Source organism: Terriglobales bacterium (genome assembly GCA_035651995.1).
In the GTDB taxonomy this organism is placed as follows: Bacteria; Acidobacteriota; Terriglobia; order Terriglobales; family Acidobacteriaceae; genus DASRER01.
Map to the genome: position 1 here is coordinate 1 of DASRER010000027.1, position 23,801 is coordinate 23,801.

Annotated in this window: 17 protein-coding genes; 10 read left to right on the forward strand and 7 right to left on the reverse strand. The window is 63.4% G+C overall.

The genetic code is table 11. The features are described from left to right. Window positions 1-220 precede the first annotated feature (220 nt). Window positions 221-949: a hypothetical protein gene (locus VFA60_09825; GenBank protein HZQ92078.1), complete on the forward strand. Its 729-nt coding sequence runs from the start codon at window positions 221-223 to the stop codon at window positions 947-949. 365 nt (window positions 950-1,314) lie between these two features. Here the strand turns inward: VFA60_09825 and murA are convergent, their stop codons facing one another. From murA to VFA60_09840, 3 genes are all read right to left on the reverse strand, one after another. Continuing rightward, a complete protein-coding gene (gene murA, locus VFA60_09830; protein ID HZQ92079.1) occupies window positions 1,315-2,619 on the reverse strand; it encodes a UDP-N-acetylglucosamine 1-carboxyvinyltransferase in 1,305 nt (434 codons plus the stop codon). Between the two features lie 193 nt (window positions 2,620-2,812). Continuing rightward, complete coding sequence (murQ, locus tag VFA60_09835; protein HZQ92080.1) at window positions 2,813-3,736, reverse strand: N-acetylmuramic acid 6-phosphate etherase; 924 nt, start codon at window positions 3,734-3,736, stop codon at window positions 2,813-2,815. Continuing rightward, the gene (locus tag VFA60_09840) at window positions 3,733-4,854 is read right to left on the reverse strand and encodes a serine hydrolase domain-containing protein (protein HZQ92081.1); all 1,122 of its coding nucleotides are present in this window, start codon (window positions 4,852-4,854) and stop codon (window positions 3,733-3,735) included. Before VFA60_09840 ends, murQ begins: the two co-directional genes overlap by 4 nt. Before the next feature lie 445 nt (window positions 4,855-5,299). On the opposite strand from VFA60_09840, the gene VFA60_09845 reads away from it, so the two are divergent. From VFA60_09845 to VFA60_09860, 4 genes are all read left to right on the forward strand, one after another. Beyond that, window positions 5,300-8,707 (forward strand): TonB-dependent receptor, encoded by a 3,408-nt coding sequence (locus VFA60_09845; protein HZQ92082.1) that lies wholly within the window; start codon window positions 5,300-5,302, stop codon window positions 8,705-8,707. Between the two features lie 169 nt (window positions 8,708-8,876). Further along, on the forward strand, window positions 8,877-11,345 hold the full coding sequence (locus VFA60_09850) for a serine hydrolase (GenBank protein ID HZQ92083.1): 2,469 nt from the start codon (window positions 8,877-8,879) through the stop codon (window positions 11,343-11,345). 21 nt (window positions 11,346-11,366) lie between these two features. Further along, window positions 11,367-12,380 (forward strand): serine hydrolase, encoded by a 1,014-nt coding sequence (locus VFA60_09855; protein HZQ92084.1) that lies wholly within the window; start codon window positions 11,367-11,369, stop codon window positions 12,378-12,380. Between the two features lie 208 nt (window positions 12,381-12,588). Further along, a complete protein-coding gene (locus VFA60_09860; GenBank protein ID HZQ92085.1) occupies window positions 12,589-13,326 on the forward strand; it encodes a TrbI/VirB10 family protein in 738 nt (245 codons plus the stop codon). A gap of 120 nt (window positions 13,327-13,446) precedes the next feature. On the opposite strand, the gene VFA60_09865 is transcribed toward VFA60_09860, so the two are convergent. Then, a complete protein-coding gene (locus VFA60_09865) occupies window positions 13,447-14,175 on the reverse strand; it encodes an SIMPL domain-containing protein (GenBank protein HZQ92086.1) in 729 nt (242 codons plus the stop codon). Window positions 14,176-14,307: 132 nt separating this feature from the next. Next, window positions 14,308-14,997: a hypothetical protein gene (locus VFA60_09870; protein ID HZQ92087.1), complete on the reverse strand. Its 690-nt coding sequence runs from the start codon at window positions 14,995-14,997 to the stop codon at window positions 14,308-14,310. Between the two features lie 264 nt (window positions 14,998-15,261). On the opposite strand from VFA60_09870, the gene VFA60_09875 reads away from it, so the two are divergent. Continuing rightward, a complete protein-coding gene (locus VFA60_09875; GenBank protein HZQ92088.1) occupies window positions 15,262-15,483 on the forward strand; it encodes a hypothetical protein in 222 nt (73 codons plus the stop codon). Between the two features lie 199 nt (window positions 15,484-15,682). On the opposite strand, the gene VFA60_09880 is transcribed toward VFA60_09875, so the two are convergent. Further along, window positions 15,683-16,792 carry an HD domain-containing phosphohydrolase gene (locus VFA60_09880; GenBank protein HZQ92089.1) on the reverse strand — a complete coding sequence of 370 codons (1,110 nt, stop codon included), beginning with the start codon at window positions 16,790-16,792 and terminating at the stop codon, window positions 15,683-15,685. 150 nt (window positions 16,793-16,942) lie between these two features. On the opposite strand from VFA60_09880, the gene VFA60_09885 reads away from it, so the two are divergent. Further along, complete coding sequence (locus VFA60_09885; protein HZQ92090.1) at window positions 16,943-20,455, forward strand: ATP-binding protein; 3,513 nt, start codon at window positions 16,943-16,945, stop codon at window positions 20,453-20,455. A gap of 485 nt (window positions 20,456-20,940) precedes the next feature. Continuing rightward, on the forward strand, window positions 20,941-21,456 hold the full coding sequence (locus tag VFA60_09890) for a sigma factor-like helix-turn-helix DNA-binding protein (protein HZQ92091.1): 516 nt from the start codon (window positions 20,941-20,943) through the stop codon (window positions 21,454-21,456). A 153-nt stretch (window positions 21,457-21,609) separates the two neighbouring features. Here VFA60_09890 and hpt read toward each other — a convergent pair whose 3' ends face one another. Then, window positions 21,610-22,155: a hypoxanthine phosphoribosyltransferase gene (hpt, locus tag VFA60_09895; protein ID HZQ92092.1), complete on the reverse strand. Its 546-nt coding sequence runs from the start codon at window positions 22,153-22,155 to the stop codon at window positions 21,610-21,612. 130 nt (window positions 22,156-22,285) lie between these two features. Between hpt and VFA60_09900 the strand changes: the two genes are divergently transcribed. After that, window positions 22,286-22,999 carry a metal-dependent hydrolase gene (locus VFA60_09900; protein HZQ92093.1) on the forward strand — a complete coding sequence of 238 codons (714 nt, stop codon included), beginning with the start codon at window positions 22,286-22,288 and terminating at the stop codon, window positions 22,997-22,999. A gap of 110 nt (window positions 23,000-23,109) precedes the next feature. Further along, window positions 23,110-23,745 (forward strand): O-methyltransferase, encoded by a 636-nt coding sequence (locus VFA60_09905; GenBank protein ID HZQ92094.1) that lies wholly within the window; start codon window positions 23,110-23,112, stop codon window positions 23,743-23,745. The last annotated feature ends 56 nt before the right edge of the window (window positions 23,746-23,801 follow it).

The following is a 23,801-nucleotide window of genomic DNA, read 5'->3' on the forward strand; positions in this document are numbered from 1 at the left end:
GACTCAAACGCCGTCCCCTTGCCCCACACCCCCATCCCCGCTCACCACGAGGATGGAGTTAACATCAACGTTCGTATTCAGGAGTGTGCGGAGTAAGGGGGCAGGTCAGTGCGCCAAGAAGCAATCACCTCGACCTGTACATCGGCGACTCTCACGCCGTAGAACGAGTCATTATGGAGGCGAGGTGATGCAGTTGTCGTGGCCAAGACGCGGGTCGGGCATGCTAGCGGCACTATTCATTGCGTTTGTATTGGGTGTTGCTGCTCCGGCGCAAGACGTGGCTCTGGCAAGCGTGAGGAATGTTCCGCCACGCCAAACCCTTCCACTGAGCGAAGCCCTTGTCACTGTCGCCTTGCACCTCCAAGATGACTATGTGCTATTCGGGCTTGATATTCGCGGCGAAGATCCTACCGTCAACGTAGATTTGAGCGAGGCGGTCTCTTTGGGTACGGCATTGGCCCAGATTGTGGGACAGGCGCGGGGCTACACATATGAGGTTGTCTCAGCGCACGTCGTTTCTGTCTACCCCGTTGCCAGCAAGTATGATCCTGCCGATGTGATGAACCTGCATATTGCAGCAATGAAACTAGCTTCCGTTCCTGCATACGATGTTTTCGGCAACCCAGGCCGGTTCATTCCGGAACTTCAACAGTACCTGCTCCAGGGAAAACCCGTGCCGTCGTGTGGCTCTATCGGGCCTGGGCTCAGATCTGCCGGTCCCGGAGTGTCGGTTGAGGTGCATTCAGCGGCCTTGCGGGATGTGCTGAACGACGTGGCGGTACACGATTCAATCTCGCCGGAGCACCTGACCGGCACCTATCCGGTGGGGTGGATTCACAGGACGCGAACGGTCGGTGGAAAGACCGTTCATGAATGGTCTGCTCTCTCGACTGTCCGTCGCGGATGGGAGCAAGTTCTAAAGCGGGAGTTGGCTCGGCCGAAACCGTGAAGCGGGGTTGCGCATTCAAGCCTTCTGTTGGGATTGACGGGGGCAGCTCGCTGTCAAGCCCTCCCGCTCAGCACTTTTCGTCTAACCTCATCCAAACGCTCACAATAAAAACTTTCTGTGCCTTCCCATTCCCCCATTCGGTTTTGCTACTCTGGGAATAGGAAGTCCAGTGAGCACACTCCCGCCCCGGAACAATGCGAGATTGCGCCAAGATCGTTGCTGAAAATGCAAGCCACTGAAGGGAAATAACTTAGGATCTCGGTCCTAACGTGCCTGCTTTCATCAATTTGCGAGGTAGCGCCCGTGTAAACGGTTGAAACAAATGATGTAACTCCCGGGGGGCGGGGGGAATCCCACGGCATCGCCTACGCCACTGGCACCGCACTCCGCTTGGGCAGCATTTCCCCGATGCGCTTCATCTGCGCGCCCACGCCCTTCAGTTTTTCCTCGATGCGCTCGTAGCCGCGGTCAATGTGATAGACGCGGTCAATGATGGTCTCGCCGTCGGCCACCAGCGCGGCCAGCACCAGGCTGGCGGAGGCGCGCAGGTCGGAAGCCAGCACGGCGGCGGAGCTGAGCGGCGTGCGTCCACGCACCACGGCGCGGCGCCCTTCGATCCGGATGTCGGCATTCATGCGCACCAGCTCAAGCGCGTGCATGAAGCGGTTCTCGAAGATGTTCTCCGTGATCACCGACGTGCCCTCCGCCTGCGTCGCCAGCGCCATGTACTGCGCCTGCATGTCGGTGGGGAAGCCGGGATACTCCTCGGTCACAATGTCGCTGCCTTTCAGGCCGCCGTCGGAGGAAACGCGAATCGTGTCGGGCCCGCCCGGACGGATCTTCACGCCGACTTCCTCCAGCTTTTGAAGCAGCGCGCCCAAATGCCGCGGCTCACAGCCGGCCACCATCAGGTCGCCGCCGGTGAGCGCGCCGGCGACGACGAACGTTCCCGCTTCGATCCGATCGGGAATGATCCGGTGCTTGGCGCCGCCCAGCCGATCCACGCCCTTGATGCGGATGGTCGACGTCCCCGCGCCCTCGACCCTGGCGCCCATCTTGTTCAGCAGCGCCGCCAGGTCTGAGACTTCAGGCTCGCGCGCGCAGTTTTCCATCACGGTTTCGCCGTCGGCGAGCGTGGCCGCCATCATCAGGTCCTCGGTGCCGGTCACGGTGATCTTGTCGAAAACGATGTGACCGCCCCGCAGCCGCTCGGCATACGCTTCGATGTATCCGTGCTGTTGTGTGATCGTCGCGCCCAGCTTTTCCAGGCCCTTGATGTGCAAATCAATCGGCCGCGCTCCGATGGCGCATCCGCCGGGCAGCGAGACGCGCGCCCGCTTCATGCGCGCCACCAGCGGCCCGAGGACGAGCGTCGAAGCGCGCATCGTCTTCACGATCTCGTACGCTGCCTCCGCGTCTTCTTTCAGCTTGCGGCACTGGATGGTCGTGCGATGGTGCGCGCGTCCGTATCCGAGCTCGACTTCGGCGCCCAGCGCAACCAGCAGGCGTCGCTCGGTGCGAATGTCGTTCACGTCGGGAATGTTTTCCAGCACCACCGGCTCATCGCTCAAAATGGCGGCTGCCATCGCCGGCAGCGCCGCATTCTTCGCGCCCGAGACGCGAATGGTGCCGATCAGCGGGTTGCCGCCCCGGATGACGAACTTATCCATGAAATGGCCTGCTCAGGAGACGAAATTGGCGAGTGGCGCGCACCGGCTCTCGCACTTACGCGAAGCTAACACAGCCGGTTGTGGAAACCCTGTTAACTGCTTCTATTCTATAGACACCAGCGGTGGGCACCGAGTGCCGGGAACGGAGGACCGGGAACTGGAAATCGAGAACCGAGAATCGAGGACTCAGAACTTAGCCCATCGCTTGCCGAACATTCCCCTTCGCCGCCTTCAGCCGCTTCTCGGCTTCGCGGCGAGAGACACCCGCTTTCAGCATGACCAGCGCCACCGGCACGCTCTGACCGGACTCCGCGATGGCGCGCTCGGCGACGGCGCGGTCCACCCCCAGCGCCCGCTCCAGGATGCCGATGCCGCGCTCCACCAGCTTCCGGTTCTTCAGGCGCACGTTCACCATCAGGTTGCCGTAGACGTAGCCCAGCCGCGTCATCGCGCCGGTGGACAGCATGTTCAGGACGAGCTTTTGCGCAGTGCCCGCTTTCATCCGTGTGGAGCCGGAGACGACTTCGGGTCCGACCTCCGCCACAATTGCCAATTCCGCCGCTCGCTCCAGCTGCGAATCTCGATTGCAGACAACGGCAACGGTCCGCGCGCCCTTGCGGCGCGCGTACTCCACCGCCGCCACCGTATAAGGCGTGCGTCCGCTGGCGGCGACGCCCACCACCACATCCTTCTTATTGGGTTTCAGTCGCGCCAGGTCGCGCTCGCCATGGCGGCGCGAGTCTTCGTTGAACTCAGCGGCGCGACCCAGCGCCTTTTCGCCGCCCGCCATCACGTACCGCACCGTCTTAGGATCGGCGCCAAACGTCGGCGGGCACTCGGAAGCGTCGAGCGCGGCGATCCGTCCGCTGGTCCCCGCGCCCACGTAGATCAGGCGCCCGCCGCGGCCGATGGCGTCGGCGATCCAGTCAATCGCCTGCGCAATCTCAGGCAATGCTTGTTCCACGGCGGCCGCGACCTTCGCGTCTTCCGCGTTGATGATGCGCGCAATCTCCAGCGCCGGTCTGGTGTCCAGTTCAGCCGACGCCCGGTTCTGCGACTCCGTCGTCAGTCCACGCACTTCGGGAGCGCCCATCGCGCGACCCGCCTTGACCGTCATGCCAGCGCCTCCACTACCGCGTCGTGAAAGGCCGGACGCACCTGCTTGATCGCCTGCGAACTGCGGTCAGGCCAGGTCCGGTTGGTCAGCAGCGCCACCGCCAGCCGGCGCTCGGGATCGATCCACAGCGACGTGCCGGTGTAACCCAGGTGTCCGAATGCGCGTTCGGAAAAATACTTTCCCGACTGCGAAACCGGCCGCGAGGGCGTGTCCCAGCCAAGCGCGCGCGTCGTGCCTGCGGGCGAGGCTTGCCGTCGCGTGAACAGTTCGAGGGTTTCTCGGCGCACCAGCGGCGATCCTCCTTCCAGCAGGACGTGCGCGAAGTGGGCCACGTCGCCGGCACTCGAGAATACTCCGGCGTGTCCCGCCACGCCGCCCATCACCCACGCATTCTCGTCGTCGACCTCGCCCTGTACCACCCTATGCCGGAAATCGAGGTCCTCCACCGTGGGAGGGAATTGCTGACACATCTGCTCGGCCGGGCGAAACAACGTCTTGGTCATGCCGAGCGGCCCAAAGACCTCGCGGCGGCAGAAGCTGCTCAGGGCATTTTCCGCGGGCCCTTCGCCGGCAACACGCGCCAGTATTTCCCCCAGAATGATGAAGCCAATGTCGCTGTACTCGGCGCGCGTGCCGGGATCGGCTTCCAGCGGCAACTTGTAGGCCGCCTCCAGCAAGGTTTCGCGTGAGCGCGCCTGTTCGAACAGGCGCGCATACGCCGGAAGTCCGGAGGAATGCGCCAGCAGCATGCGCACCGTTACCCGGTCGCGCCTGGGATCGGCGACATCCGCAAATTCCGGGACCACGGCGCGCACCGCCACGTCGAGGTCCAGTAGGCCGCGCTCGTAGAGCAGCATCGCCATGGCGGTCGTCGCCACCACTTTGCTGACCGACGCCAGATCGTACATCGTCTCAGCCCCGACCCGCCGGGCGTCATCGGCGTAGGTAAACCTTCCAAAGCCGCGCAGCGCCACCATTCGGCCCGCGTGCACCACCGCGACGGCGGCCCCCGGAAAGGCGCGTGCGGCGATCGCGCCGTTGATCACGGCGAAGGCGCGGGCGAAGCGCTGGTCCTGCCCGGCAACGCTCAGTTGTGGCTGCAAGATGGCGCGCGACATTTTTCCTGGTCGAACGGAAGTACTGTATCAGCCCCGCGGTGCAGCGTCCGAAATCGGCGCCAGGTTCCGAAATCAGTCAGCCTCTTGTCGCAAATCGAAGCTGGGCCCAAACCGGTCACACAAGGGGTGAAGGCGTCATCCTCGGTGGCTATGGGCATACGGCGCAACCACATAAACCAAAGTACAAGATATGGAATGGGACTAGCTGCTCTTCTACAGAAATGCGTATTCAGGCCCTCCCGGTAGGTGCCTGATTCCTCCTAAGCTGCTGATTTCAAAGCTCAATATTGAGCAGCATTGGTCACCCACGTGCATCAACTCGCACCCGGAAGAGTCCCCAATACGCTTCAAACCTGCCCTTTCCCCGGGCACCTACCGGAAGCAGGCTGAAGTCATAGAGGCAGAAAAGAAGGAAATGAGCCATTCACACGCTCAAGGAGGCAGCATGAGCAGACGCACCCGGTTTACCGGGACAAGGCGATTTGTTTCCCTGATTGTCGCCCTGGCCCTCGTAGTCGGGATTTCGGCGGTCGGAGCATTTGCCCAACGCCTGGACGGTACGCTGACAGGCGTGGTCGATGACTCGACCGGCGCGGTACTTCAGGGAGCCAAGGTAACGGCCACCAACGATGGAACCGGCATCAAGAACGTGACCGAGACCACCAGCTCTGGTACCTACAACTTTCCTAACCTGCTAAGCGGCACCTACACCGTTACAGTGGAGAAGAGCGGATTCAAGCGGTACGTCCGCCGGAACGTTGTGGTCCGTTCGAACCTGGTGACGGAAGCCAACGCCCGCATGGAAGTTGGCGGCAACGAAACCACAGTTGAAGTCACGGCCGGCGCCGAGGTGGTGCAGACCACCAGCTCGACCCTGGCGGCCAACTTCGACAGCAACATGGTTGTGAACCTGCCGATTCCCACCGCGCTGGGCACGAACGGCGCGTTGAACCTGGCGACGTTCGCCCCCGGCACCACAACGCAGGGTGGCGGCGTTCTGGGCACCGGTGGTTCGATCGGCGGCGTTCGCCCGCGCTTCAACAACTTCACGGTTGATGGCGTGGACGACAACCGCGTGGACATCACCGGTCCGCAGTCGAACGTAATTCCTGACGCGATTGCCGAATTCAACCTGATCACCAACCAGTTCAGCGCCGAGTACGGCCACTCGGCCGGCGGCCAGTTCGCTACCGTTACCAAGTCGGGAACGAACAACTGGCACGGCACCGCCTCGTGGACCACGAACAACCGCAACTTCAATGCCTTCGACAACATTCAGAAGGGTGCTTGCCCCTCGACCGGTCCCTGCGAGAAGCCTCGCACGGACTTCAACGTGGGCAGCGGCACCGTCGGCGGCCCCATCATCAAGAACAAGCTGTTCATCTTCGGCGCCTACCAGCGCACGTTCGCCGGCTTCAGCGGCACGTCCGCCTCGATGGGCGCTCCCAACGCATCGGGCCTTCAGAACCTGAACGCGCTCGCCGAAGACCAGGCTGTGAAAGACATCCTGGCGCAGTTCCCGAATGCTACCGGCACGGTGGGCACTACCAACGTGACCAACACTCGTACCGGCGTCACTCTGCCGGTGCAGATTGGCACGTTCAACGCGCTGCTGCCTGCCTTCTACAACGAGCACGACTACCACATCAACGGCGACCTGAATATCGGTAAGCACCAGTTCCGCACGCGCTACCTCTATAACCGGCAGCGCCAGCCCGATATCTTCGGTCAGCCCTCGCAGTTCATCGGTTCCCAGTTCTTCAACGTTCACAAGGCGACCGTTACCGACGTGTGGGCCATCACGGACCGCTTTATCAACGACGTCCGTGCCAGCTACACCCGCCAGTTCAACGGCTTCGCTGTTCCCAGCCCGTTTGAGAACTTCCCCAACGTGCAGATCAACGATCCCGCGTTGTCGAACTTCCTGATCGGTCCGGACGGCAACGCCCCGCAGGGCGGCGGCCAGAACGTGTACCAGCTGCTCGACCAGATGTCCTACATCAAGGGTCATCACTCCTTAAAGTGGGGCGCCGAGTCGCGCCGCTGGATCGCGCCGGCCGTGTTCCTGCCCCGCGCCCGCGGCGAGTGGCAGTACTCGACGCTGGGTAATCTGATCAACGACACGGTGCCGATCGACTTCGCCAAGCGCGGAGCCGGCAGCGGCCAGACCGACGGCAATCAGACGGCCGCCTTCGGCTTCGTCCAGGATGACTGGAAGATCACGCCGCGCGTCACCGTGAACCTGGGTATCCGTTACGAGTGGTTCGGCATTCCGAACATGGCGCGCACGCAAGCGCTCAACGCCATCTCGACCCTGCCGAATTCACCGTTCAACTTCCGCGTGCCGGTTTCCGACACCAACAACTGGGCGCCCCGCTTCGGGTTCGCCTGGGACGTGTTCGGCGACGGCAAGACGGCCCTGCGCGGCGGCTTCGGCGTTTCTTACGACGTCTTCCCGCAGAACTTCCCGTCACTCCAGTTGCCTCCGCAGTTGCAGTCCGAGCAGGATCCGGACATCACCTGCAGCCTTCCTGGCCGTCCGTCGTGGTGCGCCAACTACAACTCCACGACGTATGCGCAAGGCGGTCAGACGGGACGCGGCTTCCTCCAGAACGGCGGTCTGCTGCAGGTCAACATCGTCTGCGCCACCCAGGCGGATTGCCGCAACAACACCCAGGGCATCATGAACGACCTCCAGATGCCGAAGGTGTTCAACTGGACGCTGGGTGTTCAGCGCCAGGTCTGGAAGAACGCCAGCATCGAAGCCCGGTATCTTGGTACTCGCGGCGTCGAGCTGCTGACCCAGACGCAGTTGAACGCGCAAACCGCATTCGCTGCCGGGGGGACGCCGATCCCGACGTTCCTGAGCACGGCTGCTGTGCCCACCACGTTCCCGGCCGGAGCACCGACGCTGGCGGCAGTGAGCGCCTTCTCGGTGCGTCCGTATCCGCAGTTTGCAGGTCCGGTGACCGGCTTCCTCAACAACGCGTACAGCATCTACCACGGCGCATCGGCTGACTTCGTTCAGCGCATGACGCATGGTCTCTCGCTGCGCGCCAACTACACCTGGGCCCACACCATCGACACGGGCACCAACGAACTGTTCAGCTCGCTGGTCAACCCGCGTCGTGGTGAAGACGGGCAGAACATCCAGCACGAGCGTGGCCGCTCGGTGCTCGATATCCGCCACAAGGGCGCCATCACCTGGGTGTATGAATTCCGCAAGATGAACACCAGCAACCCGCTGATGAAGGCCCTGCTGGACGGCTGGGAGTGGAACGGTACCTACCTCATCCAGACCGGTCAGCCGGTCAACGCTCGCTCGGCAACGGACACCAACCTGAACAAGGACTCCGCGGGTGACCGCGCCATCCTGAATCCGGCTGGCGATCCGTTCAAGTCGACCGACGTCAACCTGGTCTGCTGGAACGGCACCACGCGGTCCATCGTGTCGCCCGGCACCGGTTGCGCCGGCGGCGCGGCGCAGGTTGTGGGTTATGTGGCAGTGGATCCGACGGCCGGCTTCGTCCGTGCCCGGGCGGGTACTCTGACCAACACCGGCCGCAACACGCTCACCAGCGATGGCCGCAACAACTGGGACATGAGCTTCTTCAAGAACTATCACTTCGGTGAAACGAAGAACCTCCAGTTCCGGGCGGAATTCTTCAACATCTTCAACCACCGCCAGTACAGCTTCGCCAACCCGGGCGTGTTCGCCATCGCGGGCATCGACTCTTCGGCTATCGACGCCGAGAGCTTCGTGGACGTGAACGGCAACCCGAACTTCCGTAACCCGAAGCAGCTGAACGGTGGCTCGCGCAACATCCAGTTCGGGCTGAAGTTCATCTTCTAATCCGGACTGCTTTACGCCGGGGAGGGCGCAAGCTCTCCCCGATTTTTTTCTCCCTTTCGTGTCCTTTGTTTCGCTTGGTGTCCTTTGTGTTTAGGCCTTTGGTCTTCGGTCCCCACCACCCGATTGCACAAACCGCCCGCATGCCTCACAATCGGCTGTTCACGCCAGCATGCGAACCCTGATCGCGCGCTCCCTGTTCATCTGCCTGCTCGCCGCCCATCCGCTCCAAGGCCGGATTGAAGCCCAGAAGCGCCGCTCGCGCCCGTCCACCCAACCTGCGCTCCGCCCCATCAGTTCGCCGCGCTTTGCGCCGCTGGACGCCATCGTCAACGACGCCATCGCCACCCACCAGGTGCCGGGCGCGGTCGTCGTCATTGGACACAACGGCGCCGTCGTTTACCGCAAAGCCTTCGGCGACCGCGCCCTGGAGCCCAAGCGCGAGCCGATGACGCTCGACACGATCTTCGACATGGCGTCGCTGACCAAACCCATGGCCACCGCCATGTCCATCATGCGGCTGGTTGAGTTGGGACAGGTGCGGCTCAACGAGCCCTTCACGCGCTACATGCCCGAGTGCGCCAAGAATGGCAAAGAAGAGATCACCATCCGGCAGTTGCTCACGCACTACTCCGGCCTGCGCCCCGACTTCGACCTGGATCCGCCCTGGACCGGCTACGCCGCCGGCCTTAAGCTCGCCTGCGACGAGACGCCCGTGACGCCGCCGGGCTCGCGCTTCATCTACAGCGATACGAACTTCATCCTGCTGGGCGAGCTGGTCACGCGCGTGAGCAAGATGCCGCTCAACCAGTACGCGGAGGCGCACATCTTCGCGCCGCTCGGCCTGAAGTACACGCGCTTCCTGCCGCCCGCCGCGTGGCTGCCGCACATCGCGCCCACGCAATACGAAGAAGGCGCCGCCGGGCCGATGCTGCGCGGCGTGGTGCACGATCCGCGCGCCCGCCGCATGGGCGGCGTGGCCGGACACGCCGGCCTGTTCTCCCGCGCCGACGACGTGGCGAAGTTCGCGCAGGCGGTCCTGGACCACAAAATCCTCTCGCCGCTGACCATCGAAAAAATGACGACGCCGCAGCAGCCCATCAATGCCACGTCGCTGCGCGGCCTGGGCTGGGACCTGGACACCTCGTTCTCCTCCAATCGCGGCGACCTGCTGCCCATCGGCTCGTTCGGACACACCGGCTTCACCGGAACCTCGCTCTGGATCGACCCCACCACGAAGACCTACATCGCGATCCTCGCCAACGGCGTGCATCCCAGCGGACACGGCAGTGCCATCGCGCTGCGCAATCGGGTGGCAACTGCGGTAGCGGCCGCGCTCGACCTTACGCCCTCGGAGAAAGAAAAGGTCCGCACCGCGGAAATCACGGGATACAACGAGCTGCTGGCCGGCATGCGCCGCGTCAGCGCGCGCAACGGCAAAGTCCTGACCGGCATTGACGTGCTCGAGGCGACGAACTTCGCAGCGCTTAGGGGCCCGTCGCGCGATGGCTCAGGCGTGCGCAAGATCGGCCTCATCACCAACCAGACCGGCCTCGACGCCGAAGGCCGCCGCACGCTCGACGTGCTGGCGCGCGTTCCCGGCATCGAGCTGAAAGTCCTTTTCAGCCCCGAGCACGGCTTCGCCGGCCAGGTGGACACCACCAATGTCCCCGACGCGAAAGACGAAGCCAGCGGCATCCCCATCTTCAGCACTTACGGCCCCGGCGGCTTCCGCAAGCCCGCGCCCGAACTGTTGCGCTCCCTCGACGCCATCGTCTACGACATTCAGGACGCCGGCGCGCGCTTCTACACCTATGAGACGACCGCCGCGTGGTTCTTGGAGCCGGCGCGGGATGCCGGCGTGGAGTTCATCGTTCTCGATCGGCCGAATCCCATCACCGGGTCCTTCGTTCAGGGACCGATCTCCGATCCCGGCACGGAGAGCTTCGTGAACTGGCATCAATTGCCGGTGCGTCACGGGCTGACCATTGGCGAAGCGGTGCAGCTCTACAACGGCGAGCGCAAGATCGGCGCGAAGGTCACGGTGGTGCCGATGCGGGGCTGGTTCCGCGGAGACTGGTTCGATTCGACCTCGCTGCTCTGGGTGAATCCCTCCCCCAACCTGCGTTCCATGACCGCCGCCGCGCTGTACACCGGTGTCGCGCTCGTCGAGGGCACGAATGTCTCCGTAGGCCGCGGCACGGACACGCCGTTTGAAATTGTGGGCGCGCCCTGGATCACACCAAGACCGTCGCCGAATACATCATCCGCCGGCAGCAAACCGCGCGAGCTGGCGGCGTATCTGAACGATCGCTACATCAGCGGCGTGCGCTTCGTGCCGGTCACGTTCACGCCGGCGGCCGGCAGCAAGTTCGGTGGACAGCTCTGCGGCGGCGTCGGCATCCTGCTGCTGGACCGCACCACGCTCGACGCACCCCACCTCGGCATCGAAATCGCCTCGGCGCTGCATAAGCTCTATCCCGCCGATTTCGCGCTCGACAAGATGAAGGCGCTCGTGGCTAACGCGCGCGTCATGGACGCGCTCGCCAGGGGCGAAGACCCGCGCAGAATCGTGGACGATTGGCGGACCGACCTGGAGAATTTCGTGCAAATGCGTCAGAAGTACCTGATCTACAAGTAGCGCTTGCCTGGAGGTGGGCAAATGCACCTGCTGCAAACATCCCGCGCGCAGCGGGGATCCATGATGGCCATCAGCCTTATCAAGCGGGCGGTGCTCATCGTCGTACTCACCGCCACCGCCTTCGCCGCCGACCTGCAATCCCAGCTCGAGGCCCTCGTCCGCGCGCATCACGGGCAGGCGGCGATCTACGCACGCCACTTGAAAACCGGCGCCAGCGTCGCCGTGAATGCCGACACGCCCGTACCGACCGCCTCGGTCATCAAGCTGGCGATCATGGTCACCGCGTTCGACCTGGCGCATGCCGGCAAGCTCAGCCTCGAGGAAAAGCTTGCGTTGACCAAGGAAAACCAGGTCTCGGGCTCCGGCATCCTCGGCGCCCTCACGCCCGGCCTGCAGATCACCCTCGGCGACGCCATCGTGCTCATGATCCAGCTCAGCGACAACACCGCCACCAACATGGTGATCGACCGCCTCAGCGTCGCCGCCGTGGACCAGAAGCTGACCGCCATGGGCGAAAAGAACACGTGGCTCTATAAGAAAGTCATGAAGCCGGCGGAAGGCCCCATGCCGTCTGATCAGCCAAAGTTTGGCCTGGGCAAGACGACCGCGCGCGAGATGGCCGACGTGATGGCGTCGATCGAGCGCTGCGATATTGGCGATGCGGCACTCTGCAAGCGCATGATCGAAATCCTCAAGGGCCAGCAGAACCGCGATGCCATCCCGCGCTACATCGAGTTCGCCGATACATCCGAGCGCCCCAGCATGATCGCCAACAAGACCGGATCGCTCGACGCCGTGCGCAACGACGTGGCGCTCGTCTACACCGCCGGCGGGCCGATCGTCATCTCCGCCTTCACGTGGGACAACCAGGACCGCAGCTGGACGCCCGACAACCAGGGCGCGCTGCTCATCGGCCGCATGGCGCAGGCCATCCTGCAGGCTTGGGCGCCGGCCGCGGTGAAACCGTCAGCTGCCGGAAGCGCCTCAAATGCGGTCCCGGTCACCGCTGCCGCCCCGGGTACGCCCAAGAATTAGCGCAAGAAATCCGCGGGACAGCGATCTTCCAGCAGAAGGGAAGGCCCCGCTTGGGGCGCAGTCGCGAAGCAATGGATCGGAGATGGCGGCTGTGCGACGGGTGGGAAGCGGGAGGAGAGAAGCCCCGAACCTTTTCTCCTCCCGCTGAGTTATGCTTTCCGAGTTCCGCGCCCCCGGCCGCGTTGTGTTCCACCCAGGAGGTCAGACTGTGCGCATCACGCCGATAGCCGTGCTCTTTGTCGCATCCGGACTTGCTGCTCAGGAGGCGCAGCCCACGCTGCGTGTCCGCGAAGGCGCTGCGCCGCCGAGCAGAGACGCGACGACGTCCACCGCCTCGGCCTCCGCCGAGCGCCGTCTGATTACGGTGCCTGCTGGAACCAAAGTTCCGCTGGTGCTGAAGCACGGTATCTCGAGCAAGAATTCGCGCGCCGGCAACCAGGTGTACGCCTCCACCAGCTTCCCCGTCGCGATCAACGACCACATCGCCATTCCATCGGGGACGTACGTGCATGGCGAGATCAGCGAAGTTCGCCGCCCCGGTCACGTGAAGGGCAAGGCTGAAATCCTCATCCACTTCACCACGCTCGTGTTCCCCAACGGCTACACGGTCTCGCTCCCGGGCGCCGTGGAAGGCGCGCCGCAAACCGAGACCGGCTCCGGCAGCGGACAAATCAAGGACCAGGAAGGGACCATCCAGGGCGAGGGCAACAAGGCGCAGAAGGTCGGCACCATCGCCAGCACCGCCGGAACCGGCGCAGTGATTGGCGGCGTGACCAACGGCGGCAAGGGCGCCGCCATCGGCGCCGGCATCGGCGGCGCTGCCGGCGCGCTCATTACCATGCTGTCGCGCGGCCCCGACCTCGTGCTGCCGCCCGGAACTTCACTGGAGATGGTCTTCCAGCGCAACGTCACCCTCGACGAAGCCAAGATGAAGCGCGCGGACTAAGAGACCGTTTCAGGTTTCGAGTTTCCAGTTTCAGTTTCAAACAGCACGGCACGAGTCTCTCTCAGAGACATCTTGCCATGCGTTTTTGCTTTTGAGTTGAACTTGAAACTCGAAACCGCCTTACTTCAACGCGAACATCGCATTCACGTGCGCGCCCACGGTGACCGTGTTGGGCGTGAACTGCTCGGTTGGCGCGGGTGCGACCGGGGCTGCGCCGGCCGCGGTCTGGATCCGCATTTGCATGGGCACGACGGGCCCGCGTTCGTAGGTGTCAACCGACGCGTAGAGGACTTCGCCGAGCGTCCGTCCGCCGGCCTTCGCCACCGCCGCGGCTTCGCTGCGCGCGCGCTGGAAGGCGTCTTCCACCGCTTTCACCTTCGCGGACTCGGTGTCCTGCAGCTCGTACCGCAGCGACTGGTTTTCCGTGACGTCGAGTGACGCCAGTTGCTCCACGATGCCGGCTACTTTGGTGAAGTCCTTCAGCCGCGCGCTCACGCTGCTGTTCACCCGATACGCCAGCAATTTGCGCTTCGCTGAGCGGTAGTCGTACACGGGCTGCAGCGCGAAGTAGCCGATCTCGGCCTGCTTCGGATCGATGCCGTTGTTGCGCAGCAGGTCGCGCACCTGCTGCGCCGCGCGCGCCGCCCGGTCGTACGCCGCCTTCGCCGTTTCTTCCTGCGCGGCAATGTTGAACGAGACCACGGCCGTGTCCGGCGCGGCTTCGAATTTTCCGTCGGCCCCGACGAACACCGTGTTCGGCATCGCGGCAGGCGCCGGCCGCTCCTGCGCCGCGCTCAGCGTCGAAAGAAAACACACCACCAGCATCAGCTTGCCAATCTGCTTCATCATCTTCCTCGCAATTCAGAAGGGAAGTGTACTGATCAGCATGTCTTGCGGCCAGTTGATCCGTCGAGATCGTTTTAGCACCCAGCCAGCAACTCCCGAACGGCCACATGCCAAATGCTAACGGCCAAATGGTGATTACCCGCGCTGCGGGACCGTCAACTGCCGGTCCAGCCGTATCTCGATCTGCTGGCCCTTGTCGAGCCGCAGGTCGCGATCGGTCAGGATGCCCGCGCCGGTTCCCGCCGTCCCGCCAACCGCCGCGCCAATGGCCGCGCCCTTTCCGCCGCCCGCTACTGCGCCGGCCGTGGCGCCGATCGCCGCTCCGACCACGGCCGACTCGAGCGCGCGCTTCTTGTCCACGCCGCGCCGCTCGATTTCGCCTTCAGGACCGGTTTCCTCTTTCACGCCGTGTTCGCCGGGTACGCCGGTGACCGTGGCGATCAGCGGAATCCAGCCGTGCCGGGTTTCGATCTGATCGAAGCTAAGCAGAATCCGGCCATGGAACCCTCGATCGATGGCGCTCACGTGGCCCTTGATCTTCTTGCCGCGCGGGATCAGCACGTCGCCGTTCGCCGGCGAGAGCAGGTCTTCCGCCAGCTTGGCCTGGAAGTGCTTGCCCTGCTGTAACTTACGCGTGTCTAGTGTGTCATCGAGCCGGATGATGATCCTCGTCCCCTCCGGGACGACGTAAGGGCTGTTCTGGTAGGCCGGGCGATCATACGACCCATTGTTGTATTGCGCCCAGGCGGGAGCCGCCTGCAATGCCAGCCCGATGGCCAACGCCGGCGAAAGAAGATAGATAGACCTGTGTCTGCGCTTGCTCATAGCAAACCTCACTTGCCTGAAAAGCAGGGGTTGTAACGCGTTGGATGAGGCAGAGTGGCTGCAGGGCTGTACGGCTGACCGCGAAATCTCGCCACGCTCTGCGCCCGGGGGAACATGCTCGGTAACCTTTAGAATGCGACGAAGGTAACGGCTTGCGGCGCTATTCTGCTTTCAGCAGAGACTCTGAAACCTTAGAATAGGTCCAGGTGTCAAAGTAGTTGGGGCTGTGGAGATGGCCGCTGAAAACGGGTCCCGGAACGCACTATGCGCAAGCTGTATCTGCCACTGACGGTGATCGGAATCGGCGGGCTCGGTCTGCTGTTCGCGACCGACGCCGGACGCCGCGGCCTGCGCCGCCTGCTCGTCGCCCTCGAACGCTCTCCCGAAGCTCTCGCCGACTTCAACCAGTTCGCGCAAAACGAACTGGACCGCATCGAAGCCGCGCTGAAGAGCGTGGCCGAATCCCTCGAATCAGCACAGGGCTGAAGCGAGTTTCCCGTTGTTCGTTTCCCGTTTCCCGCATTCCAACATCGTTTCCCGCTCCCAAACACCAAAGTTGTCATCCCGAGCGCAGCGAGGTACCTGCATATATCGGCTGGCGCCAGCAGGCAGGTCGCGTTTAGCACGGATGCCCGCACGCCGTGATTTTTTGGGAAATGGGAAGCGAACAACCGGAAACGGCGTCTTACTCCGCCGCCACGCCGGCCGTCTTCTTCTGCGGCGGATACTGGAAGCGATAGATGTGGGAGTTGATTTCCTTCCGCAGGTCGTCCCAGATGCTCTCCGGCATCGAGGTGAAGACCTTGACGATCTGCGGATCGAACTGCCGGCCGGACCACTTCACGATCTCGTCGCGCGCCGCCGAAAAAGGCTGCGCCCGCCGATACGGGCGGTCGCTGGTGATGGCATCCAGCGTGTCGGCGATGGCGAAAATCCGCGCCCCGAGCGGGATCTCCTCGCCGCGCAGCCCGCGGGGATAGCCCGAGCCGTCGTAGCACTCCTGGTGCGCATACACGATTTCCGATGCCTCGCCCAGGAACGGAATCTTGCGCAGCATCTGGTAACCGCGGTAGCAGTGCTCGCGCATGATCATCTTTTCTTCTTCGTTCAGCGCGCCCGGCTTGCGCAGGATGGCGTCGGGAATCGCCATCTTGCCGATGTCGTGCAAAAATGCCCCGCGCGCGATCACGCGAATGCGCTCCGCCGAAAGCCCCATGGCGCGCGCCATGGCGATGGTGAACGCGGTCACGCGCTTGGAGTGGCCTTCGGTTTCGGCGTCTTTCAAATCGAGCGCGTCGCCCAGCGCTTCCAGCGTGATGTCGTACGACCGCTCCAGGTCCACCATCGTGGCGCGCAATTGTTCGGTGCGCGCCGCCACCAGCGACTCCAGGTTCGACTGGTAGGCGCGGTTCTCCATGCGCAGGCGCCGGTTCTCCAGCGCGCGGCGCACGGTCGCGAGCAGTTGCTCGCGCTCGAACGGCTTGAGCAGGTAATCGTAGGCCCCGTTTCGGATCGCTCCCAGCGCGACGGAAATATCGTGCACCGCCGTCACCATGATCACCGGCATGTCAGGGAAGCGTTCCTTGGTGCGCTCCAGCAGGCCCAGGCCGTCGAGCTCGGCCATCATCAGGTCGGAGAGCATCAGCTCGAAATCCTGCCCTGAGTTAAGGATGCCCAGCGCTTCCACGCCCGACGAGGCAGGCGCGCACTCGTAACCGGCGCTGCTCAGCATGGAGGTAACGATCTCTCGGATGGACTCTTCGTCGTCAACCACAAGAATGCGTTCCGCGGGCACGTTTCCGGTCCTCTGGGTTACCTAGGGCTGCGGCATTTTGGCATGAGGCCTGAAACGATTCAATTGGCATGTATGCCTTAAGTAACGGGTTGGACCGTTTTACGCAATCAGCCGCGCTGCCATTCCGTGCTATACCAGCGCAAGAAACCAATGTCACCTGACGTCTTGGAGCGGCTATGGCCCCTCTCGTCGCACGCCCCTGCCGACGTGCTGACCGAGGCCTCGGTCATCGTGTTGCTTCTCGTCGCCGCGCTGGTGGTCTACCGCGCCTTTCAGGAACGCTACCTGATCGGTTGGATCGCGGGCTGGGGCGCTTACCTGGCCTTCCGGCTCGCCATAAAGTTCGCCGTTCTGTATCCCGGAGTGCGCGGTTGGGCAGCGCTCTCCGAGGCCACGTTTGGCATCGCCGCCGCGGGATTTGTCGCCTCGGTGCTGCTCTACACCGATTCCAACCGCATGTTGCTGCCGCTGGGAATCGCCACCGCTGTTGGTGTGGACCTGGCGCTGATGCACGCTTTCTGGTGGCCCACGTCGGCCCTCATGGCCACGCTGGTGCTGCTGGTGTGGATCGCCATTTGCGCCCTCGGCGCCATGCGCCTGGGCGAGTTTTTCATGGGCCGGCCCAAGCTTGCCCCGTGGCTTCTCGCGGTGACGCTGGCCTTGCTGCCCGGCGTCAGTCCGAACGCTCCCGCCGTGGTACCGCGTTTGGGTCTGTGGGTGGAAACGCTGCTCGGCCTGAGCATGCTGCTGCTCCTGCTCGACGCCGCGCAGGCCCGCCTGCGCCGCCTGCGGGTGGTCAACGCGCTCAGCGAGGAGATGACGCAGGCCCGCGACTTCGGCAGCCTCATGAACACGGCGCTGAAGGAGCTTTCCGGGCTGCTTGAGTCTGACGCCGCGTGGTTCCGCCTGCTCGAGGGCGATCAGCTGATCATTACCAGTCACATCGGACTCAGGGACGAATACATTCGTTCACGCGCCGTCCTGGGCAACGACAGCTTTACCGCTGGGGTGCTCCGCTCCGGAACTCCCCGTATGTTACGCCGCCGCGACGCCGACTCGCTTACCCTCCGGCGCCTGATGGAGGACGGCTTCGATCACGTCCTGATCGTGCCCGTTGCCGGCAAGTCCGGCCCGGTGGGCTCGCTCGCGATTGCCAACCGCAGTCAACGCTCCTACAGCCTCGACGAGATCCAGTTTGTGGCGAGCACGGCGCGCCACCTGGGGCTGGCGGTCGAGAACCTGCGCATGCTCGATCGTGTGCTCCACTCCCAGCGGCAGTGGGTCAACACTTTCGACTCCATTGCCGACGCCATCGTGGTGCACGACGACCAGCTCAACATCATTCGCGCCAACCGCGCGCTTGGCGTGCTGGTCAACCAGGCGCCCAGCGAAATCTACGGCCGCAAGGTGCTCGATGTTCTTCCTGCCAGCACCGCCACGGTCCCCGGGCATTGCCCTTACTGCCTCCGCCAGGCCTACAGCAATGACGTGAGCTACCTGGAAAGCCCCGATCCCTGTTTCGGCGGCTTTTCGGTGGTCTCCACGTTCTCTTACAGCGAAGACGGCAGCAGTCGCCTGGGCACGATTCATATCATTCGCGACACCACCGAGCGCCGCCTCGCCGAACAGCGTTACAAGCTGCTCTTCGACGGCGTCCACGAAGGCGCTTTCATTTCCACTCCGGAAGGCAAACTCATCGATTGCAACGAGGCGCTCGTACGCATGCTCGGCTACCAGACGCGCGAAGAAGTCCTGGCGCTCGACATTGCCGGCGCTCTCTACGCCGATCCCAAGCGCCGCCAGGACTTCCTCGCCGCCATCGAGCGCGACGGCTTCGTGCGCAACTTCGAGGTGCGCCTGCGCCGCAGGGACGGTTCCGAGGTGATCGCGCTCGAGAGCAGCTTCGCCACCCGCGACAGCGCCGGCGCCGTGGACCGCTACCAGGGCTTCCTGCTCGACGTCACCGACAAGAAGCGCACCGAAGACGAGCTCCGCCGCCGCAACCACGAATTGAACGTCCTCAACTCGCTCGCCGTAATCGCCACCCAGTCCTTCGATCTCGACGAGATACTGAACCTCACGCTGCGCCAGGTGGGGAATCTGTTCTCGGCGCACGGCGCTTCCATCTGCCTGCTCGATCCGGCGACCGGAGTACTGTCGCGCCGCGCCGCCTTCGGCAGCAGCGCACAGATGCCGGAGATGAACCAGGTGCGGATGTCCGAAACCCTGCTCGAGAAAATCCGCAGCCAGCACCTCGAGGTGCTTTCCTCCGGCATGCTGAGCGAGTTGCCGCACGAGGTGCAGGCATTCGTCTTCGCCGAGGAAATCAGGTCCTGGTTGATCGTCGTGCTCTGGAACAAGGACACGATCGCCGGCACGTTCGGGCTGAGCAGCCGCGAGCCCAACGTCTTCTCCTCCGATCGCGACCGCGAGCTGCTGCTCGCCATCGGCCGGCAACTGGCCACCACCATCGAAAAAGTTCGGTTGTACGAAGAGACCTGTCGCGCCTACGAGCACCTCAGTCAGACGCAGGAGCAGCTGCTGCAGAGCGAAAAAATGTCCGCGGTGGGTCAGCTCATTTCAGGCGTTGCCCATGAGCTGAACAATCCGCTTACCGCCATCCTGGGCTACGCTCAGCTGCTGGAAGGCGAGTCGCAAACCGACCGCGCCCGCGACTTCACCAACAAAATCTTCCGGCAGGCGCAGCGCACCCACCGGGTGGTGCAGAATCTGCTCTCCTTCGCCCGCCAGCGCAAACCGGAGAAGGAGCAGGTGGATGTTCGTCGCGTCGTGGAGGACGCACTCACCCTTCGCGATTACGATCTCAAGCTCAACAACATCGTGGTGGAGCGCGAGTTCGGCGCAAACGCGGCGCCCGTGGTGGCCGACGCCCACCAGCTCGAGCAGGTGTTCCTCAACATCATCAACAACGCCGCGGATGCGATGCTCGAGGGCGGTCGCCCAGGCCGCCTGCGCGTTCGCGTCGCCACCGAGACCGGCAAGATCGCCGTCGAGGTTCACGACAACGGCCCCGGGCTGAAGGACACCAAGCGCATCTTCGACCCCTTCTACACCACCAAGCAGGTGGGCAAGGGGACCGGCCTGGGACTGAGCATCTGCTACGGCATCGTCAAGGAACACGGCGGCGAAATCACCGCCTTCAATCACCCGCAGGGGGGCGCCGTCTTCCGTGTGCTGCTGCCTGCCGCCGAAGAAGCCGTTGCCACCGCGCGCGAAGCCCCCGCCGCCCGCACCCAGCATGGCATGCTGCACGGGCGGGTGCTGATTGTTGACGACGAGGAGAGCGTGCTCGAGTTCGAGCGCGAGGTCCTGGCCGGCGCCGGCGCCGAGGTCACGGCGCTGGGACGCGGCGAAGACGCCCTCCGATTGCTGCAGCGCGAGTCGTTTGAGGCGATGGTCGTCGACGGCAAGATGCCGGGCAAATGCGGTGGGTTTGAGATCTTCAACTGGATCAGCTCCCATCGTCCCGAGCTGGAGTCCGTGGTTGTGCTCACCCTCTCCGACATCAGCGATCCGGAGTTGCGCGCACTGGTTGAGACCAAGCAGGTCGCCTATCTCATCAAGCCGTTTGAAGTCGCCGAACTGATCGCCACCATCCGGCGCGTGCTTGACCGCCGCACTACCACAACTGCGCGCGCCTGACGCAGCCCGTTCGGAACTTGTTAGCTGCTGGTCTAACAGTGTGTACCGCGGTGCCAACTCCCGGTATTCAGCTACCCTGGAATTTCACAGCCACCCAACGGCAAACGCTCTCGGCGAGAGATTTCTACCCGAATTTCTTCGGACGGGAACAGTGCAATTGGCCCTTCCTCGGGCGGGGCGTCTCAAGGCGGCGCGCGCCTACTGGCTTCTCAGTCCTAGCGATTTCATAAGGTTACGGGCCCTGCGCGCCTGCATATTCAGTGTGTAAATTCTGCTTGTCTCAGGGAATCGTCTATATGCGGCTGCCATTCTGGCCGTAACACGTGCCCTCCATCTCTTGACGTACCAACGCCGTGCGGCCGGGCCGGCAGGCGCTCAGAAATGGCGGGCCAAGTGCTTGAGCAAGGGTTGCCAAGGCTTCCGCTACGGCGGGGTCGGCAGTTACCAGAAGCGTTCCCCAGGGCTGAGCCCCACAGAGGTCACACATGGCGAGCACGATTCAGGAACTGAAGTTGACCAGCTTCGCGTCGTATCTGCCCGCATTCGAATCCGGAGCAAACTACGAACTGATCTATGAGCAGAACCGGCATCGGGTTTACGCGCTGTCGTTCTGGATGACCGACAACGAGATGGCGGCCGAGGAGCTGATGGCGCAGGTCTTCCATCGCGCTTTCGCGGCTTCGACCGTGCCTTCGGATGAAATGATCGACCGCGCACTCATTGCCGAGCTGCGCGAGACCGCGCCTTTGGGCGTCCTCACGCTGGAGTGCTCTCCGGCGGCCGAGGCGCTGAACGTACGCAGCAATGTCATGCGCGTGCACCTGGAGCGCGCCGTCGTGCAGCTCCCGCCGACCGAGCGCCTCATCTTCCTGATGCACGATGCCGAGTCCTACAGCCACGAGCGCATCGCCCGCACCCTGGGCCTGAGCGCGGATGAATCGCGCTACGGCCTGCACCAGGCGCGGCTGCGCGTTCGCGAACTGCTGGCCGGCATGCGCTGAACAAATTTCGGGCCCCTGGGTCCTCTCTCCTGGCCCCTCGTCCGCGAGGGGCATTTTTCTGCTCTTCAGGGCTCACCACGAAGACACGAAGGTACGAAGAAATTGAAGCAATCGGTGTGTCTTTGCCCCTTCGTGGTGAAAGAAGCGTGCGGATTAGAACAACTCGGGTGGGAGAACGCAGATGTCCGGCAAATTGCGATAGCGCTCGGCGTGGTCCATGCCGTATCCGACCACGAAGTGATCGGGAATCTGGAAGCCGGTGTAGTCGGCGGTGATCGGCTGCACGCGGCGCGACGGTTTGTCGAGCAGCGCGGCCAGCTTTAGCGCGCGCGGCTGGTGCGCGACCAGCAGCTTGCGCAGATAAGTCAGCGTCAGGCCCGTGTCCAGAATGTCCTCCACCAGGATCACGTTCTTGTCGTTCACCGACTGGTCAAGGTCCTTGGTGAGCCGCACTTCGCCCGAGGAGTGCGCCGCCTTGCCGTAGCTGGAGACGGCGATGAAGTCGAACGTCGCGTCGAGCTGCACCGCGCGCGCCAGGTCGCTCAGGAAAACCGTGGCGCCCTTCAGCACGCCCACGAAGATGATCGGCTGCCCCGCAAAATCGCGCGTGATCTGCGCGCCCATTTCGTTGACGCGCGCCAGAATTTGCGCCCGCGTGAACAACACCTTCAGTTCCGGTTTCACTTGGACAGCCTGCATGAGCGCATATTCATAACAGGAACCGCGCGGGCTGGCTAGGCGAAATCGTCTTGGAGAAGCAACGGCCAATGAGCGGTCTGCCAACGACCCTCTCCGGTTTACAATCGAACGTTTCGGAGGCCATGCCATCATGCGTGTAGACCTCAAGGGCGTCCGCATCACCTGGCTCGGACACGCCACCTTTCGCATCGAGACACCCGGCGGCAAGACGTTCATTATCGACCCCTGGGTGATGAACAATCCCGCCTGCCCGCCCGAGCACAAGAAGCTGAAGAAAGTTGACGCCATGCTCGTCACGCACGGTCACGGCGACCACATCGGCGACGCAGTCGAGATCGCGAAACAGCACGACCCCGTCGTCGTCGGTATCTACGAGCTGTGCTTGTGGCTGCAGAAGAAAGGCGTAAAGCAGGTCGCGCCCATGAACAAGGGCGGCACGCAGCAGGTGCTCGACGTGCACGTCACCATGACCACCGCCAACCACTCCTGCGGCATCGACGATGGCGGGCACACCGTTTATGCCGGCGATCCTTGCGGCTACGTGGTGGAGTTCGAGACCGGCTTGCGCATCTATCACGCCGGCGACACCAACGTCTTCAGCGACATGCACATCATCCACGACCTCTATAAGCCCGACATCGCCATGATCCCCATCGGCGACCACTTCACCATGGGCCCGCGCGAAGCCGCCTACGCCTGCAACCTGCTTCAGCCCAAGGTCGTCATCCCGATGCACTTTGGTACATTTCCGCTGCTGACCGGAACGCCGGAAAAATTAGGCAAGCTGATCGGCGACCTCGAACTGGAGGTCTGCGAGATGAGCCCAGGTGAAACACTGGCCTAACGTAGTTTTTGGGATCCTTGTGTTCCTTCGTGCCCTTTGTGTTTAAGCTTTTGGTTTGGCTTTTACAGTTGGTTTTGACTTTGCCGACGACCGACGGCCAACGACCGATCATGCCCAACATCACCTATCCCGCCATTGACCAGTATCTGCTCTCACTTCTGCCGCCCCGCGACGCCGTCCTCTCCGCCATGGAAGCCGAAGCCGCCAGGCGCAACGTCCCGATCGTCGGACCCGCCGTCGGCCGCGTGCTCTGCCAGTTGGCGCAGCTCATCGGCGCCAAATCCGTCTTCGAGATGGGCTCGGCCATTGGCTACTCCACCCTCTGGTGGGCGCGCGCCGTCGGCGATGGCGGCAAGGTGATCTACACCGACGGCAGCCAGAAAAATGCCGACGAGGCCCGCCGCAACTTTGAAAAGGCTGGCGTGACCGCGCGAATTGAAGTCAAGGTTGGTGACGCGCTGGAAATCCTCAGCGAGCACAAGGGCCCGTTCGACATCATCTTCTGCGACATCGACAAGGAAGACTACCCGCGCGCCTTCAGGCTCGCCCTCCCGCGCATCCGCAAGGGCGGCCTGTTCGTAGCCGACAACGTACTCTGGTCCGGCCGCGTCGCCGATCCTTCCGCCAAACCGGAAGAAAGCACCAGGGCCATCCGGGAGTTCAACCGCCTGCTCTACGCCTCGCCGGAATTGTTCACCACGATTCTGCCGCTGCGGGACGGCGTGGCGGTCGCGACGAAGCGGTAAGACTTAACCACAGAGGACACGGACAAATCACAAAAGGTTTCCTCCGCGCTCCTCTG